General features: G+C 58.2%; 13 protein-coding genes. 10 read left to right on the top strand and 3 right to left on the bottom strand.

Features of this window, described 5'->3' with window-relative positions; translation table 11 throughout:
* Nucleotides 1-5: 5 nt before the first annotated feature.
* The gene (locus tag IM314_RS17520; protein ID WP_028014693.1) at nucleotides 6-671 is read right to left on the bottom strand and encodes a 7-cyano-7-deazaguanine/7-aminomethyl-7-deazaguanine transporter; all 666 of its coding nucleotides are present in this window, start codon (nucleotides 669-671) and stop codon (nucleotides 6-8) included.
* Nucleotides 672-838: 167 nt separating this feature from the next.
* Between IM314_RS17520 and tusA the strand changes: the two genes are divergently transcribed.
* Complete coding sequence (gene tusA / locus IM314_RS17515) at nucleotides 839-1,081, top strand: sulfurtransferase TusA (protein WP_032653764.1); 243 nt, start codon at nucleotides 839-841, stop codon at nucleotides 1,079-1,081.
* A 64-nt stretch (nucleotides 1,082-1,145) separates the two neighbouring features.
* Here tusA and yhgN read toward each other — a convergent pair whose 3' ends face one another.
* Nucleotides 1,146-1,739, bottom strand: coding sequence for an NAAT family transporter YhgN (gene yhgN, locus IM314_RS17510; protein ID WP_003861574.1), 594 nt, complete (start codon nucleotides 1,737-1,739; stop codon nucleotides 1,146-1,148).
* Nucleotides 1,740-1,916: 177 nt separating this feature from the next.
* Between yhgN and asd the strand changes: the two genes are divergently transcribed.
* From asd to glgP, 6 genes are all read left to right on the top strand, one after another.
* Nucleotides 1,917-3,020, top strand: a complete 1,104-nt coding sequence (asd, locus tag IM314_RS17505; RefSeq protein WP_022649649.1) for an aspartate-semialdehyde dehydrogenase — start codon at nucleotides 1,917-1,919, stop codon at nucleotides 3,018-3,020.
* 239 nt (nucleotides 3,021-3,259) lie between these two features.
* A complete protein-coding gene (glgB, locus tag IM314_RS17500) occupies nucleotides 3,260-5,446 on the top strand; it encodes a 1,4-alpha-glucan branching enzyme (RefSeq protein ID WP_045259374.1) in 2,187 nt (728 codons plus the stop codon).
* On the top strand, nucleotides 5,443-7,416 hold the full coding sequence (gene glgX, locus IM314_RS17495; protein ID WP_041911897.1) for a glycogen debranching protein GlgX: 1,974 nt from the start codon (nucleotides 5,443-5,445) through the stop codon (nucleotides 7,414-7,416). The genes glgB and glgX overlap by 4 nt, the downstream gene beginning before the upstream one ends.
* A gap of 17 nt (nucleotides 7,417-7,433) precedes the next feature.
* Nucleotides 7,434-8,729, top strand: coding sequence for a glucose-1-phosphate adenylyltransferase (gene glgC, locus IM314_RS17490; RefSeq protein ID WP_028014690.1), 1,296 nt, complete (start codon nucleotides 7,434-7,436; stop codon nucleotides 8,727-8,729).
* A complete protein-coding gene (gene glgA / locus IM314_RS17485; RefSeq protein ID WP_041911898.1) occupies nucleotides 8,729-10,162 on the top strand; it encodes a glycogen synthase GlgA in 1,434 nt (477 codons plus the stop codon). The genes glgC and glgA overlap by 1 nt, the downstream gene beginning before the upstream one ends.
* Nucleotides 10,163-10,180: 18 nt before the next feature.
* On the top strand, nucleotides 10,181-12,628 hold the full coding sequence (glgP, locus tag IM314_RS17480) for a glycogen phosphorylase (protein WP_041911899.1): 2,448 nt from the start codon (nucleotides 10,181-10,183) through the stop codon (nucleotides 12,626-12,628).
* A 36-nt stretch (nucleotides 12,629-12,664) separates the two neighbouring features.
* Here the strand turns inward: glgP and glpD are convergent, their stop codons facing one another.
* Nucleotides 12,665-14,173, bottom strand: coding sequence for a glycerol-3-phosphate dehydrogenase (gene glpD, locus IM314_RS17475; RefSeq protein WP_045631443.1), 1,509 nt, complete (start codon nucleotides 14,171-14,173; stop codon nucleotides 12,665-12,667).
* A 188-nt stretch (nucleotides 14,174-14,361) separates the two neighbouring features.
* On the opposite strand from glpD, the gene glpE reads away from it, so the two are divergent.
* The 3 genes from glpE to IM314_RS17460 are packed head-to-tail and all read left to right on the top strand — an operon-like array spanning nucleotide 14,362 to nucleotide 16,347.
* A complete protein-coding gene (gene glpE, locus IM314_RS17470) occupies nucleotides 14,362-14,694 on the top strand; it encodes a thiosulfate sulfurtransferase GlpE (RefSeq protein ID WP_028014686.1) in 333 nt (110 codons plus the stop codon).
* Between the two features lie 47 nt (nucleotides 14,695-14,741).
* Nucleotides 14,742-15,572, top strand: coding sequence for a rhomboid family intramembrane serine protease GlpG (gene glpG, locus IM314_RS17465; RefSeq protein ID WP_045259371.1), 831 nt, complete (start codon nucleotides 14,742-14,744; stop codon nucleotides 15,570-15,572).
* A 16-nt stretch (nucleotides 15,573-15,588) separates the two neighbouring features.
* A complete protein-coding gene (locus IM314_RS17460; protein ID WP_028014684.1) occupies nucleotides 15,589-16,347 on the top strand; it encodes a DeoR/GlpR family transcriptional regulator in 759 nt (252 codons plus the stop codon).
* Nucleotides 16,348-16,433 lie beyond the last annotated feature (86 nt).

Below are 16,433 nucleotides of genomic sequence, written 5' to 3'. Positions count from 1 at the left end.
AACCCTTAACCAGCCTGCAATGCCGTGATTTCAGATTTATCTGCCAGCCTTTTCAGCAGCATATTCAGCAGCACGCCGTACATCGGCAGGAAGAAAACAATGCTGATGAGCACCTTGAAGCAGTAGTCCACCAGCGCGATCTCCATCCAGTGCTCGGCCATAAAGGCATCCGGGCTGCGCCAGAAGGCGATGAAGAAGAAGGCCAGCGTATCGCTTACGTTGCCGAACAGCGTGGACGCGGTCGGCGCCATCCACCAGCGGTGATTCTGACGCAGGCGGTTAAACACGTGCACGTCGAGGATCTGCCCCAGCGCGTAGGCCATAAAGCTTGCCGCGGCGATACGGGCGACAAACAGGTTGAAGTGTGTCAGCGCCTCAAAGCCCTGCCAGCTTCCCATGTAAAACAGGGAAGAGATCACGTACGAGATGAACAGTGCCGGAAGCATGACCGCAAAGATAATGCGGCGAGCCAGCGGTGCGCCGAAGATACGCACGGTCAGATCGGTGGCGAGGAAAATAAACGGAAAGCTGAACGCGCCCCAGGTGGTATGAAAACCAAAAATGGAGATCGGGAGCTGCACCAGGTAGTTGCTGGAGGTGATCACCAGCAAATGGAAAAGCGAAAGCCAGAACAACGCTTTTACGCGCTGTGATTCAGAGAACTGCGTCATATTGTGACCTTTTTATACGTTGGGGTGAGGGAACCCAATAAAAACCGCAGCATGATACTGCTTTGGCTGGACATTGCAATGGTTAGTTTTTGCGCAATCGTTAACCTGGTTTGCATTGCCCGCGCCGGGGCGTAAACTACTGCCGTTTTTATCTGACCGAGAAGATCATGACCGACCTGTTTTCCAGCCCAGACCACACCCTTGATGCCCAGGGCCTTCGCTGCCCGGAGCCGGTAATGATGGTACGTAAGACCGTGCGTAACATGCAGACCGGTGAAACGCTGCTGATTATTGCCGACGATCCGGCCACCACGCGCGATATTCCCGGTTTTTGTACCTTTATGGAGCATGAGCTGGTGGCGCAGCAGACGGAAACGCTGCCGTACCGGTATTTGATTCGTAAGGGTTAGGAGGGCTGTCCTCTGCGGCCTGATGCCCTCACTCCGGCCCTCTCCCACGGGGAGAGGGAGAAAGTCATCCTTTCATCCACGCCCTGATCCCGTCCAGGAACATCTGCGTCGCCATCATTACCAGAATCAGCCCCATCAGACGCTCCAGCGCGTTCACCCCTTTCTCACCCAGCAGGCGCAGGAACAGCGACGACTGCAGCAGGATAATAAACGTTCCGCCCCAGGCAATCAGCAGGGCAATGACCAGATGGCTCATTTGATTCGGATACTGATGCGACAGCAGCATCAGCGTCGCCAGAATGGTTGGCCCCGCGACGAGGGGAATCGCCAGCGGCACAATAAACGGCTCTTCGCCCGCGGGCAGGCCGCTGCTGCTGCCTTCGGCGCTCGGGAAGATCATCTTAATGGCAATCAGGAACAGAATAATCCCGCCGGAAATGGAGACCGTTTCGGCGCGCAGGTTCAGGAACGCGAGGATTTTTTCACCGGCAAACAGGAAGATAAACATCACCAGCAGGGCAATAAGCAGCTCGCGGATCATGATCGCCCGGCGGCGCTTCGGCTCGGTGTGCTTCAGCACCGACATGAAGATGGGCAGGTTGCCCAGTGGATCCATTATCAGGATCAATAAAACCGCTGCTGAAATGATTTCACTCATGTAAATTATCCCTGAAACTCTCTATGGTTATTATGATAATTAGCTGTATTTCTGATTGCCGGGCAATCATCGATTAATTTCGCTTGCGACTTTGGCAGCATTTTGTAATGTGAAGCATATCCCAGTTCAATACTGGCTTGCACAATCAGCACACACCCTCAGCAGGAAAAAAATGCTATGAAAAACGTTGGTTTCATCGGCTGGCGCGGTATGGTCGGCTCTGTACTCATGCAACGCATGGTTGAAGAGCGCGATTTCGACGCTATCCGCCCGGTTTTCTTCTCCACTTCCCAGCTCGGCCAGGCTGCTCCGTCCTTTGGGGGTACCACAGGCACGTTGCAGGACGCTTACGATCTGGAAGCGCTGAAGGCACTCGACATTATTGTGACCTGCCAGGGCGGCGATTATACCAACGAAATCTATCCAAAGCTGCGTGAAAGCGGCTGGCAGGGCTACTGGATTGACGCGGCCTCTTCACTGCGCATGAAAGACGATGCCATCATTATTCTCGACCCGGTTAACCAGGACGTCATCACCGACGGCCTGAACAACGGCGTGAAAACCTTTGTTGGCGGTAACTGCACCGTCAGCCTGATGCTGATGTCACTCGGCGGCCTGTTCGCGCAGGACCTGGTGGAGTGGGTCTCCGTGGCGACCTACCAGGCCGCGTCCGGCGGCGGCGCGCGCCACATGCGCGAGCTGCTGACCCAGATGGGCCAGCTGCATCAAAGCGTCGCGACCGAGCTGGCAAACCCGGCGTCCGCCATCCTCGACATCGAGCGCAAAGTCACTCAGCTGACCCGCAGCGGCGAGCTGCCGGTGGATAACTTTGGCGTACCGCTGGCCGGTGGCCTGATCCCGTGGATCGACAAACAGCTGGATAACGGCCAGACCCGCGAAGAGTGGAAGGGCCAGGCGGAGACCAACAAAATTCTCGCCACCGCGAATACCATTCCGGTTGACGGCCTGTGCGTGCGTATCGGCGCGCTGCGCTGCCACAGCCAGGCCTTCACCATTAAACTGAAAAAAGATGTGTCTATTCCGACCGTGGAAGAGCTGCTGGCCGCGCACAACCCGTGGGCGAAAGTGGTACCAAACGATCGCGATATAACCATGCGTGAACTGACCCCGGCTGCCGTTACCGGCACGCTGACCACGCCGGTTGGCCGCCTGCGCAAGCTGAACATGGGGCCGGAGTATCTCTCCGCATTCACCGTCGGCGACCAGCTGTTGTGGGGTGCCGCCGAGCCGCTGCGCCGCATGCTGCGCCAGCTGGCGTAATAATTTGTTAAACACAGGGGGTGATTGTCACCCCCTTTTTTTGCGTACTACATGGAGTAAAACGCAGATGTCTTATTTTTTATCAGGAGGAACCACGACGTTGGCTATGCTTTAAGGAAGATTTATTTCTCACCTGAGGGTAGGGCGGAGCAGAGAGGATCAACTGCACCGTTTAGGTCACATTAAAAGTCGTCCCGGAGCGCGTAAAAAGGGCGACATAAAAAAACAGGATGAATACCATGTCCGATCGTATTTCGAGAGACGTGATTAATGCGCTTATTGCGGGTCATTTTGCCGACCCCTTTTCTGTGCTAGGGATGCACCGTACAGAGGCCGGACTGGAAGTTCGGGCGCTGTTGCCGGATGCGACAGAAGTGTGGGTTATCGAACCCAAAACCGGCCGCAAGGTGGGTAATCTGGAATGCCTCGACTCGCGCGGCTTCTTCTCGGGCGTCATGCCCCGCCGTAAAAACCCCTTTCGCTATCAGCTCGCCGTTATCTGGCACGGCCAGCAAAACCTGATTGACGATCCCTACAGCTTTGGGCCGCTCTTAAAAGAGATGGACGCCTGGCTGCTGTCCGAAGGGACCCATTTACGCCCCTACGAAACGCTGGGTGCCCATGCGGATACCATGGACGGTATCACCGGCACGCGCTTTGCCGTATGGGCGCCAAACGCCCAGCGCGTCTCCGTTGTCGGGCAGTTCAACTACTGGGACGGTCGCCGCCACCCGATGCGCCTGCGCCGTGAGACGGGCATTTGGGAGCTGTTTATCCCCGGGGCGCATAACGGCCAGCTCTACAAATTTGAGATGATCGACGCGCACGGCAAGCTGCGCATTAAAGCCGACCCGTACGCCTTTGAGGCGCAGATGCGCCCGGATACCGCATCGCTGATCTGCGGCCTGCCGGAGAAGGTCGTTCAGACCGAGGAGCGCAAGCAGGCCAACCGCTTTGATGCGCCAATCTCCGTTTACGAAGTGCATCTCGGCTCCTGGCGCCGCCACACGGACAACAACTTCTGGCTCAGCTACAGGGAGCTCGCCGACCAGCTGGTGCCGTACGCCAAATGGATGGGCTTTACCCACCTCGAACTGCTGCCGGTTAACGAGCACCCGTTCGATGGCAGCTGGGGCTATCAGCCCACCGGGCTGTATGCGCCCACGCGGCGCTTCGGCACGCGAGATGATTTCCGTTATTTCATTGATGCTGCGCACGCCGCCGGGCTGAACGTGATCCTCGACTGGGTGCCGGGCCATTTCCCGTCGGACGATTTTGCGCTGGCAGAGTTCGACGGCACGAAGCTGTACGAGCACAGCGACCCGCGCGAAGGCTATCACCAGGACTGGAACACGCTGATCTACAACTACGGTCGCCGTGAAGTGTCAAACTACCTGGTGGGGAATGCGCTGTACTGGATCGAACGCTTCGGCATTGATGCCCTGCGCGTGGATGCGGTGGCCTCGATGATCTACCGCGACTACAGCCGCAAAGAGGGGGAGTGGATCCCGAACGAGTATGGCGGCCGTGAAAACCTCGAAGCGATTGAATTTCTGCGCAACACCAACCGCATCATTGGCGAGCAGGTGGAAGGCGCCGTGACCATGGCGGAAGAGTCGACGGACTTTGCGGGCGTCTCCCGCCCTCCGTCATCAGGCGGCCTGGGGTTCTGGTACAAGTGGAACCTGGGCTGGATGCACGATACGCTCGACTACATGAAGCTCGACCCGGTTTATCGTCAGTATCACCACGATAAGCTCACCTTCGGGCTGCTCTATAACTACACCGAAAACTTCATGCTGCCGCTGTCGCACGATGAAGTGGTGCACGGCAAAAAATCCATTCTCGACCGCATGCCGGGCGACGCGTGGCAGAAGTTTGCCAACCTGCGCGCCTACTACGGCTGGATGTTTGCCTTCCCGGGCAAAAAGCTGCTGTTTATGGGCAATGAGTTCGCCCAGGGTCGCGAGTGGAACCACGACACCAGCCTCGACTGGCATCTGCTGGAGGGCGGCGACAACTGGCACCACGGCGTACAGCGTCTGGTGCGCGACCTGAACCTGACCTACCGCCACCACAAAGCGCTACACGAGCTGGACTTCGACCCGTACGGCTTTGAGTGGCTGGTGGTGGACGACCACGAGCGCTCGGTGTTTGTCTTTGTACGTCGCGATAAAGCGGGCAACGAGATTATCGTCGCCAGCAACTTCACGCCGGTGCCGCGCGAACACTACCGCTTCGGCATTAACCAGCCGGGCAAATGGCGCGAGATCCTGAATACCGATTCCATGCATTACCACGGCAGTAACGCCGGTAACGGCGGGCTGGTGCAGAGCGATGCGATTGAAAGCCACGGGCGTCCCAACTCCCTGAGCCTGACGCTGCCGCCGCTTGGCACCATCTGGCTGATGCGGGAGGGAGAATGACGCAGCTTACGGCAGGTAAACCCGAACCGCTCGGCGCGAGTTTTGACGGAAAGGGGGTGAACTTCACGCTCTTTTCTGCTCACGCGGAGCGGGTGGAGCTCTGCGTGTTTGACGGGGAGGGTAACGAGCGCCGTTACGATTTACCGTCCCGCACGGGAGACATCTGGCACGGTTACCTGTCCGGTGGGCGTCCGGGAATGCACTACGGTTTTCGCGTACACGGCCCGTGGGAGCCTTCTCAGGGGCACTGGTTTAACCCGGCGAAGCTGCTGATTGACCCGTGCGCGCGCCGCGTGGACGGCGAGTTTAAAGACGACCCGCTGTTCCACGTCGGCTACGGCGAACCGGACCACCGCGACAGCGCGCCCGTCGCGCCGAAAAGCGCGGTGGTGCACGATCTCTACGACTGGGAAGACGATGCCCCGCCGCGCACGCCGTGGGGTAACACCGTCATCTATGAAGCGCACGTCAAAGGGCTGACCTACCTGCACCCGTCGATCCCCAAAGAGATGCGCGGCACCTACAAAGCGCTGGGGCATCCGACCATGGTCGCTTACCTGAAGCATTTGGGCATCACTGCGCTGGAGCTGCTTCCGGTGGCGCATTTCGCCAGCGAGCCGCGTCTTCAGCGTCTTGGGTTAAGCAACTACTGGGGCTACAACCCGCTGGCGATGTTCGCTCTCGACCCGCGCTACGCGGTGCATCCGGAGAAAGCGCGGGACGAGTTTCGCGACGCGGTGAAGGCGCTCCACGCCGCGGGCATTGAGGTCATTCTGGACGTGGTGCTGAACCACAGTGCGGAAAGCGATCTTGACGGCCCGACGCTCTCACAGCGCGGAATCGATAACCGTAGCTATTATTGGATCAGGGACGACGGTGATTACGAGAACTGGACCGGGTGCGGTAACACCCTCAACCTCAGCCATCCGGCCGTTACGCATTACGCGTACGAGTGCCTGAAATACTGGGTTGAGACGTTCCACGTGGACGGTTTTCGCTTCGACCTGGCGCCGGTGATGGGGCGCACCCCGGCATTCAGCCAGCAGGCACCGCTGTTTGAGGCGATAAAAAACTGCCCGGTGCTCTCAACGGTGAAGCTGATTGCGGAACCCTGGGACATTGGTGAAGGCGGTTATCAGGTGGGGAACTTCCCGCCGCTGTTTGCCGAGTGGAACGACCACTACCGCGATGCCATCCGCCGCTTCTGGCTGGCGCGCGATTTGTCGCTGGGCGAGTTCGCCGGACGCTTTGCCGGCTCCAGCGATCTCTTTAAGCGCGACGGAAAACGTCCGTCGGCCACCATCAACCTGGTGACGGCGCATGACGGTTTTACGCTGCGCGACTGCGTTTGTTTCAATCAGAAACACAATGAGGCCAACGGCGAAGAGAATCGCGATGGCACTAACAATAACCATAGCTTCAATCATGGTATAGAAGGATTAGGCGGAAGTCTGGATGTGATCGAGCGGCGACGCGCCAGCGTTCATGCGCTGCTGACGACGCTTTTACTGTCTCAGGGCACGCCGATGCTGCTGGCGGGCGACGAGCACGGCCACAGCCAGCACGGCAATAACAACGCCTATTGCCAGGACAATACCTTAACCTGGCTCGACTGGGGGGAGGCGAACAGCGGGTTGACCCATTTCACCGCGGCGCTGATCCACCTTCGCCAGCAGATCCCCGCCCTTACCGCCGACAGCTGGTGGGAAGAGGGCGACGGCAACGTTAGCTGGCTGAATAAAGACGCGCAGCCGTTGAGCGCGCAAGAGTGGCAACACGGCATCACCTGCCTGCAAATCCTGCTTTCGGATAAGTGGCTGGTGACGCTGAACGCGACGGACGACGTCGCAGAGATTGTTTTACCTGACGGGGAGTGGCGAGCTGTTCCCCCCTTTGCCGGAGCGGATAATCCGGTAGTAATGGCTGTCTGGCACGGGCCTGCGCACGGAGTGTGCGTATTCCAAAGATGATAAAAAAGGAGTTAGTCATGGTTAGATTAGAGAAGAACGATCCGTTAATGTTGGCGCGCCAGCTACCATTAAAAACTGTTGCCCTGATACTTGCGGGCGGGCGTGGTACCCGTCTGAAAGATTTGACCATCAAGCGCGCCAAGCCGGCCGTTCACTTTGGTGGTAAGTTCCGCATTATCGACTTTGCGCTCTCAAACTGCCTGAACTCGGGCATTCGCCGCATTGGCGTCATTACTCAGTATCAGTCGCACACCCTGGTGCAGCACATTCAGCGCGGCTGGTCATTCTTCAGCGAAGAGATGAACGAGTTTGTCGATCTGCTCCCGGCGCAGCAGCGCGTACACGGGGAAAACTGGTACCGCGGCACGGCGGATGCGGTGACCCAGAACCTCGACATTATTCGCCGCTACAGCGCGGAATACATCGTGATCCTCGCGGGTGACCACATCTACAAGCAGGATTACTCGCACATGCTGATCGACCATGTCGAAAAAGGGGCGCGCTGCACCGTGGCGTGTCTGCCGGTGCCCGTTGCCGAGGCGACGGCGTTTGGCGTGATGCACGTGGATGCGGACGACAAGATTATCGACTTCGTTGAAAAACCGGCGAACCCGCCAACCATGCCGGGCGATGACACCAAATCGCTCGCCAGCATGGGGATCTATGTCTTTGATGCAGATTATCTTTATGAGCTGCTCGAAGAAGACGACAAAGACGAAAGCTCCAGCCACGACTTCGGTAAAGACATCATCCCGAAAATTACCAAAGCTGGCATGGCCTATGCACATCCCTTCCCATTGTCCTGCGTGCAGTCCGATCCGAATGCGGAGCCATACTGGCGTGATGTGGGAACCCTGGAAGCGTACTGGAAAGCCAACCTCGATCTGGCGTCCGTGACGCCTGAGCTGGATATGTACGACCAGAACTGGCCGATTCGTACCCACATGGAATCCCTGCCGCCGGCGAAGTTCGTGCAGGACCGCTCCGGCAGCCACGGCATGACCCTGAACTCGCTGGTCTCCGGAGGGTGCATCATCTCCGGTTCGGTGGTGGTGCAGTCCGTGCTGTTCCCGCGCGTGCGTATAAACTCATTCTGTAATATCGATTCGGCGGTTCTGCTGCCGGATGTCTGGGTAGGGCGTTCGTGTCGTCTGCGTCGCTGCGTGATCGACCGCGCCTGCGTCATTCCTGAGGGAATGGTGATTGGTGAAAACGCGGAAGAAGATGCGCGTCGCTTCTACCGTTCTGAAGAGGGGATCGTGTTAGTCACACGGGAAATGTTGCGGAAGCTGCAGATCAAACAGGAGCGATGATGCAGGTTTTACACGTATGTTCTGAGATGTTCCCGTTGTTAAAAACGGGCGGCCTGGCGGATGTTCTTGGTGCATTACCGGCGGCGCAAATCGCCGGTGGAGTCGATACCCGCGTCCTGCTGCCCGCCTTCCCGGATATCCGGCGCGGCATACCTGATGCAAAGGTCGTGACCCGCCGTGAAACGTTTGCCGGACGCATCACCCTGCTGTTTGGGCACTACAACGGCGTAGGGATCTACCTGATCGACGCGCCGCATCTGTATGACCGTCCGGGCAGCCCGTATCACGATACCAACCTGTTCGCCTATACCGACAACGTGCTGCGCTTTGCGCTGCTCGGCTGGGTGGGGGCGGAGATGGCCGTCGGGCTGGATCCATTCTGGCGTCCGGATGTGGTCCACGCGCACGACTGGCACGCCGGGCTGACGCCAGCGTATCTGGCGGCAAAAGGGCATCCGGCAAAATCGGTGTTTACGGTGCACAACCTGGCGTATCAGGGCATGTACTATGCGCATCATATGAATGACATCGATCTGCCATGGTCGTTCTATAACATGCACGGGCTGGAGTTCAACGGGCAAATTTCGTTCCTGAAGGCCGGGCTGTACTACGCCGACCACATCACGGCGGTGAGCCCCACCTACGCGCGTGAAATTACCCAGCCGGAGTTTGGCTACGGTCTGGAAGGGCTGCTGCAGCAGCGCCATCGTGAAGGCCGCCTGTCGGGCATTCTGAACGGCGTGGATGAGCAGATCTGGAGCCCTGAAACCGATCTCCTGCTGGCCGCGCGCTATGGCCGCGACTCGGTGGAAGATAAAGCCGAAAACAAACGCCAGCTGCAAATTGCGATGGGGCTGAAGGTCAACGACAAGGTGCCGCTGTTTGCGGTGGTCAGCCGCCTGACCAGCCAGAAAGGGCTGGATCTGGTGCTGGAGGCGCTGCCCGGTTTACTGGAGCAGGGCGGACAGCTGGCGCTGCTCGGCGCGGGCGACCCGGTGCTGCAGGAAGGTTTCCTCGCCGCCGCCGCGGAACATCCGGGGCAGGTGGGCGTGCAGATTGGCTATCACGAAGCATTCTCGCACCGCATTATGGGCGGCGCAGACGTGATTCTGGTGCCGAGCCGTTTCGAACCCTGCGGCCTGACGCAGCTCTACGGCCTGAAATACGGCACGCTGCCGCTGGTGCGCCGCACGGGCGGGCTGGCGGATACGGTGTCGGATAGCTCTCTGGAAAACCTGGCGGACGGTATCGCCAGCGGGTTTGTCTTTGAAGACAGTAATGCCTGGTCGCTGCTTCGGGCGATTCGGCGTGCGTTCGTCTTGTGGTCCCGTCCATCCCTGTGGCGTTACGTTCAGCGTCAGGCGATGTCCATGGACTTTAGCTGGCACGTTGCGGCGCAGTCGTACCGCGACCTTTATCAACGCTTGATGTAACGAGGCGAAGTTACTGATATGAACGCTCCATTTAGCTACTCTTCCCCCACGCTCAGCGTTGAGGCGTTAAAGCACTCCATCGCCTACAAGCTTATGTTTACCATCGGGAAAGATCCGGTCATCGCCAACAAGCACGAGTGGCTGAACGCCACCCTGTTTGCGGTGCGTGACCGCATGGTCGAACGCTGGCTGCGCTCTAACCGCGCCCAGCTTTCGCAGGAGACGCGGCAGGTTTACTACCTGTCGATGGAATTTTTGATTGGCCGCACCCTCTCCAACGCGCTGCTGTCGCTCGGTATCTACGACGACGTCAAAACCGCGCTGGAAGAGATGGGGCTGGATTTAGAAGAGCTGATTGACGAAGAGAACGACCCGGGGCTGGGTAACGGCGGTCTCGGGCGTCTTGCCGCCTGCTTCCTTGACTCGCTGGCAACGCTGGCGCTGCCGGGGCGCGGCTACGGTATTCGCTACGACTACGGCATGTTCAAGCAGAACATCGTTGATGGCCGGCAGAAAGAGTCCCCGGACTACTGGCTGGAATACGGCAACCCGTGGGAGTTCAAGCGCCACAACACGCGCTACAAGGTGCGCTTTGGCGGACGCATTCAGCAGGAAGGGAAAAAGTCCCGCTGGGTGGAAACCGAAGAGATCCTCGCCGTGGCCTATGATCAGATCATCCCCGGCTATGACACCGATGCGACCAATACGCTGCGCCTGTGGAATGCCCAGGCGAGCAGCGAAATCAACCTCGGTAAATTTAACCAGGGCGACTACTTTGCGGCGGTGGAAGATAAAAACCACTCCGAGAACGTCTCCCGCGTGCTGTACCCGGATGACTCAACCTACTCCGGGCGCGAGCTGCGCCTGCGTCAGGAGTATTTCCTTGTCTCCGCGACGATTCAGGACATCCTCAGCCGCCACCATCAGCTGCACAAAACCTACGCCAACCTGGCGGAGAAAACCGCGATTCACCTTAACGACACCCATCCGGTGCTCTCCATTCCCGAGCTGATGCGCCTGCTGATCGACGAGCACAAGTTCAGCTGGGACGACGCGTTTGAAGTGACGTGCCAGGTGTTCTCCTATACCAACCACACCCTGATGAGCGAAGCGCTGGAGACCTGGCCGGTGGACATGCTCGGCAAAATTCTGCCGCGCCACCTGCAAATCATCTTCGAGATCAACGACTACTTCCTCAAGACGCTGCAGGAGCAGTACCCGAACGATACCGGGCTGCTGAGCCGTGCCTCGATCATTGATGAATCAAACGGTCGTCGCGTGCGCATGGCCTGGCTGGCGGTGGTGATCAGCCACAAGGTCAACGGGGTGTCTGAGCTGCACTCGAACCTGATGGTGCAGTCCCTGTTTGCGGACTTCGCGAAGATCTTCCCGACACGCTTCTGCAACGTCACCAACGGCGTTACGCCGCGCCGCTGGCTGGCGCTGGCCAACCAGCCGCTCTCTGACGTGCTGGATGAGAATATCGGCCGCACCTGGCGCACCGATTTGAGCCAGCTGAGCGAGCTTAAGCAGCATATTGATTTCCCGACGGTGAACAAGGCCGTGCGGGAAGCCAAGCTGCTGAACAAGAAACGTCTGGCGGTCTGGCTGGCGATGCACCTCAACGTGGTCGCAAACCCAAAAGCGCTGTTTGACGTGCAGATCAAGCGCATCCACGAATACAAGCGTCAGCTGATGAACGTGCTACACGTGATCACTCACTACAACCGCATTAAGGCCGATCCAACCGCAGAGTGGGTGCCGCGCGTGAAGATCTTCGCCGGTAAGGCGGCTTCCGCTTACTACATGGCGAAGCACATTATTCACCTGATCAACGACGTGGCGAAGGTGGTTAACCAGGATCCGGAGATTGGCGACAAGCTGAAGGTGGTATTCATCCCGAACTACAGCGTCAGCCTGGCGCAGCTGATCATCCCGGCGGCAGATCTCTCCGAGCAGATCTCCACGGCGGGAACGGAAGCGTCCGGCACCAGCAACATGAAGTTTGCCCTCAACGGCGCGCTGACCATCGGCACCCTGGACGGGGCGAACGTCGAGATGCTGGAGCACGTAGGAGAAGAGAATATCTTTATCTTCGGCAATACCACCGAAGAAGTGGAGGCGCTGCGCAGGAAAGGCTACTCCCCGCGTGAGTTCTATGAAGGGGATGAAGAGCTACGTCAGGTCCTGACGCAGATTGCGACCGGTGTGTTCAGCCCCGACGAGCCGGGCCGCTATCGCGATCTGGTGGATTCGCTGATTAACTTTGGCGACCACTATCAGGTGCTGGCGGATTATCGCAGCTACGTGGACTGCCAGGATAAAGTGGACGAGCTGTACCGTCAGCAGGAGAAGTGGACCAGCGCGGCGATGCACAACATCGCCAACATGGGGTATTTCTCGTCTGACAGGACCATCAAGGAGTATGCCGAGAACATCTGGCATATTGATCCGGTACGGTTGTAAAAACAAAGCCCGGTGGCGCCACCGGGCTTTTTTACATCACGACGCCAGCGACAGCTCACGCTTCCCCGCATGCTGCTGCAGCCACTGCGCCACGCGAGACTGCTGCTCGGCGTTAAGCCACATCCCTTCTTTGGTACGACGCCAGATGGCATCTTCAAGGCGGCGAACCCACTCGTGCTTAACCAGGTAGCGCAGCTCGGCCTCGTACAGCTCGTGGCCGAAATGTTCACCCAGATCGGCAAGCGATTTCGCGTCGCCCAGGAACAGCTCGGTATTGCTGCCGTAGGTGCGGGCGTAGTGGCGCGCCATCCCTTCGGTAATGAACGGGAAGCGACGGCGCAGCTTCGCGGCGTAATCGTCGCGGTTTCCGCCAATATCTCCGCCGGGCAGCACTGCCTCTTTGGTCCACGCCGGGCCAATACCTTTGTAGTACGGCGCCAGTTTTTCCAGCGCGTGCTCGGCCAGCTTGCGGTAGGTAGTCAGCTTGCCGCCAAACACCGACAGCAGCGGTGCCTGACCGTCTACGTCGTGGATATCAAGCGTGTAGTCGCGGGTGATGGCCTGCGGTGAGTCAGACTCGTCATCGCACAGCGGACGCACGCCAGAGTAGGTCCAGACCACGTCGTCGCGCGACAGCTGTTTCTTAAAGTGTGCGTTATACACTTTCAACAGGTAGTTCACTTCGCTCTCGTCGATCTCGACGTTCTTCGGATCGCCTTTGTACTCCACGTCGGTGGTGCCGATGATGGAGAATTCGTCCATCCACGGGATCACAAACACGATGCGTTTATCTTCGTTTTGCAGGATATAAGCCTGCTTCTGGGTATGCACGCGCGGCACCACAATGTGGCTGCCCTTGATCAGGCGGATGCCGTACGGCGAAGGCAGGTGCATGCCGTCGTCGAAGAACTGCTTCACCCACGGGCCGGTAGCGTTCACCAGGCCGCGTGCTTTCCAGCTGAACTTCTCGCCGGTATCCACGTCTTCCGCTTCCACAATCCACAGGCCGTTTTCACGACGGGCGGCGGTCGCGCGGGTGCGGGTTTTCACCTCGCCGCCTTTCTTCTCGACCATCTGCGCATTCGCCAGAACCAGACGCGCATCGTCCACCCAGCAGTCTGAATATTCGAAACCGCGCACGATTTCCGGCTTAAGGACCGATTCTGAGCCAAAACGCAAACCGTTCGAACCCGGCAGGCTGGTGCGTTTGCCCAGATGATCGTACATAAACAGGCCGATGCGGATCATCCACGCCGGACGCAGGTGCGGGCGGTGCGGCAGGCGGAAGCGCATCGGGATCGCCAGATGCGGGGCCATTTTAAGCAGCACTTCGCGTTCGGCCAGCGCTTCGCTGACCAGGCGGAATTCGTAGTGTTCCAGGTAGCGCAGGCCACCGTGGATCAGCTTGGAGCTGGCGGACGACGTCGCGCAGGCGAGATCGTTAGCTTCCAGCATCAGCACGGATAAACCGCGTCCTGCGGCATCAACCGCAATACCGGCACCGTTGATGCCACCGCCTATCACAATCAGATCTTTGGTTTCCATAACACCCTCATGCACTTTCGTTAAAGCTCAAAAATGTTCGATATCGCTCATAATAGCAAAGGAACGCGCTTTTGGTAACATCAAAAAAACAATTTAGAGTGATATGGATAACATAATGGCGTTTACCCGCCGCCAGGACGTACACTACGGGGTAAAATCTTGTCGTTGACCACTGTAAAGAGAACACCATGGATCAGTTTGAATGTATTAACGTAGAAGAAGCCCACCAGAAGATGCACCAGGGAAAAGCGGTGCTGGTGGATATCCGCGACCCGCAGAGTTTTGCGATGGGCCACACGCCGGGCGCGTTTCATCTGACCAACGACACGCTGGGCGCGTTTATGCGCGATAACGACTTCGAAACGCCCGTTATGGTCATGTGCTACCACGGCAACAGCAGCAAAGGCGCGGCGCAGTATCTGATTCAGCAAGGCTATGACGCGGTATACAGCGTCGACGGCGGCTTTGATGCCTGGCATCGTCATTTCCCGGCAGAAGTGGAATACGCGTTTGAGCGCTAATCCCGCTATACTGTCCCCTTTTGTGTGGAAATAAGCGACCGCTGCCCATGTTGATGATCACCTCTTTTACCAACCCGCGCGTCGCCCAGGCGTTTGTCGACTATATGGCGACGCAGGGCGTTATTCTGACCATTCAGCAACATACTCAGACCGACGTCTGGCTGGCCGATGAGAGCCAGGCAGGGCGGGTCAACGAGGAGCTGGCGCGTTTCCTTGAGAACCCCGGCGACCCGCGTTATCTGGCGGCCAGCTGGCAATCCGGGCAGACCGGCAGCGGACTGCATTACAGCCGCTTTCCCTTCCTTGCCACGATACGCGAGCGCGCGGGCCCGTTTACGCTGCTGCTGATGGCGGCCTGCATTATTGTCTTCATTATTATGAACGTGGTGGGCGACCAGAGCGTGATGATCGCGCTGGCGTGGCCGTATGATCCGTCGCTGGATTTTGACGTCTGGCGCTACTTTACCCACGCGCTGATGCATTTCTCGGTGATGCATATCCTCTTTAACCTGCTGTGGTGGTGGTATCTCGGCGGTATCGTTGAGAAGCGGCTCGGCAGCGGCAAGCTGATTGTCATCACCGTAATCAGCGCCCTGCTGAGCGGCTATGTACAGCATAAATTCAGCGGCCCGTGGTTCGGCGGGCTGTCGGGTGTCGTCTACGCTTTGATGGGCTACGTCTGGCTTCGCGGGGAGCGCGACCCGGAAAGCGGCATCTATTTACAACGCGGATTAATAGCCTTTGCGTTAATATGGCTAATTGCCGGATGGTTTGATCTGTTTGGTATGTCTATCGCCAATGGTGCGCACGTCACCGGCCTCGCCGTCGGTCTTGCAATGGCGCTTGCCGACACGCTCCATGCGCGAAAACGAACATAATTCTCAGGGATAATTGATGAAACAAACACAACGTCATGACGCCATTATCGAACTGGTCAAAAAACAGGGATACGTCAGCACCGAAGAGCTGGTCGAGCAGTTTGCCGTCAGCCCGCAAACCATCCGTCGTGACCTGAACGATCTGGCCGATCAGAACCGTATTTTGCGCCACCACGGCGGCGCGGCGCTGCCGTCCAGCTCGGTCAATACCTCCTGGCACGACCGTAAAGCCACGCAGACGGCAGAGAAAGAGCGCATTGCGCGTAAAGTGGCGAGCCAAATCCCGAACGGTGCGACGCTGTTTATTGATATCGGCACCACGCCAGAAGCGGTTGCTCATGCGCTGCTGGATCACGAGAACCTGCGCGTGGTGACCAACAACCTGAATGTCGCCAACACGTTGATGCAGAAAGATGATTTCCGCATCATCCTTGCGGGCGGCGAACTGCGCAGCCGCGACGGCGGGATTATCGGCGAAGCGACGCTCGACTTTATCTCTCAGTTCCGCCTCGACTTCGGCATCCTGGGGATCAGCGGCATCGACACCGATGGCTCACTGCTGGAGTTTGATTATCACGAGGTGCGCACCAAGCGCGCGATTATTGAGAACTCGCGCCACGTGATGCTGGTGGTGGACCATTCGAAGTTTGGCCGAAACGCGATGGTGAACATGGGCAGCATCAGCATGGTGGATGCGGTCTATACCGACGTGATGCCGCCAGCGGGCGTGATGCAGGTGATTAAGGATAATAATTTGCAGTTAGAGTTGTGTTGAAAAGCCGTTCTCCCTCTCCCTGTGGGCTGAGGGATCCCCACAAAATAATACCAGCACGGACGACCCCCTCTCCCTTGAGGGAGAGG

The sequence above is a fragment of the Enterobacter cloacae complex sp. P42RS genome (assembly GCF_014930595.1).
Taxonomy (GTDB): Bacteria; Pseudomonadota; Gammaproteobacteria; order Enterobacterales; family Enterobacteriaceae; genus Enterobacter; species Enterobacter bugandensis.
Note: the sequence above shows the minus strand (reverse complement) of the source record. Positions and strands in the feature narration are given on the sequence as shown.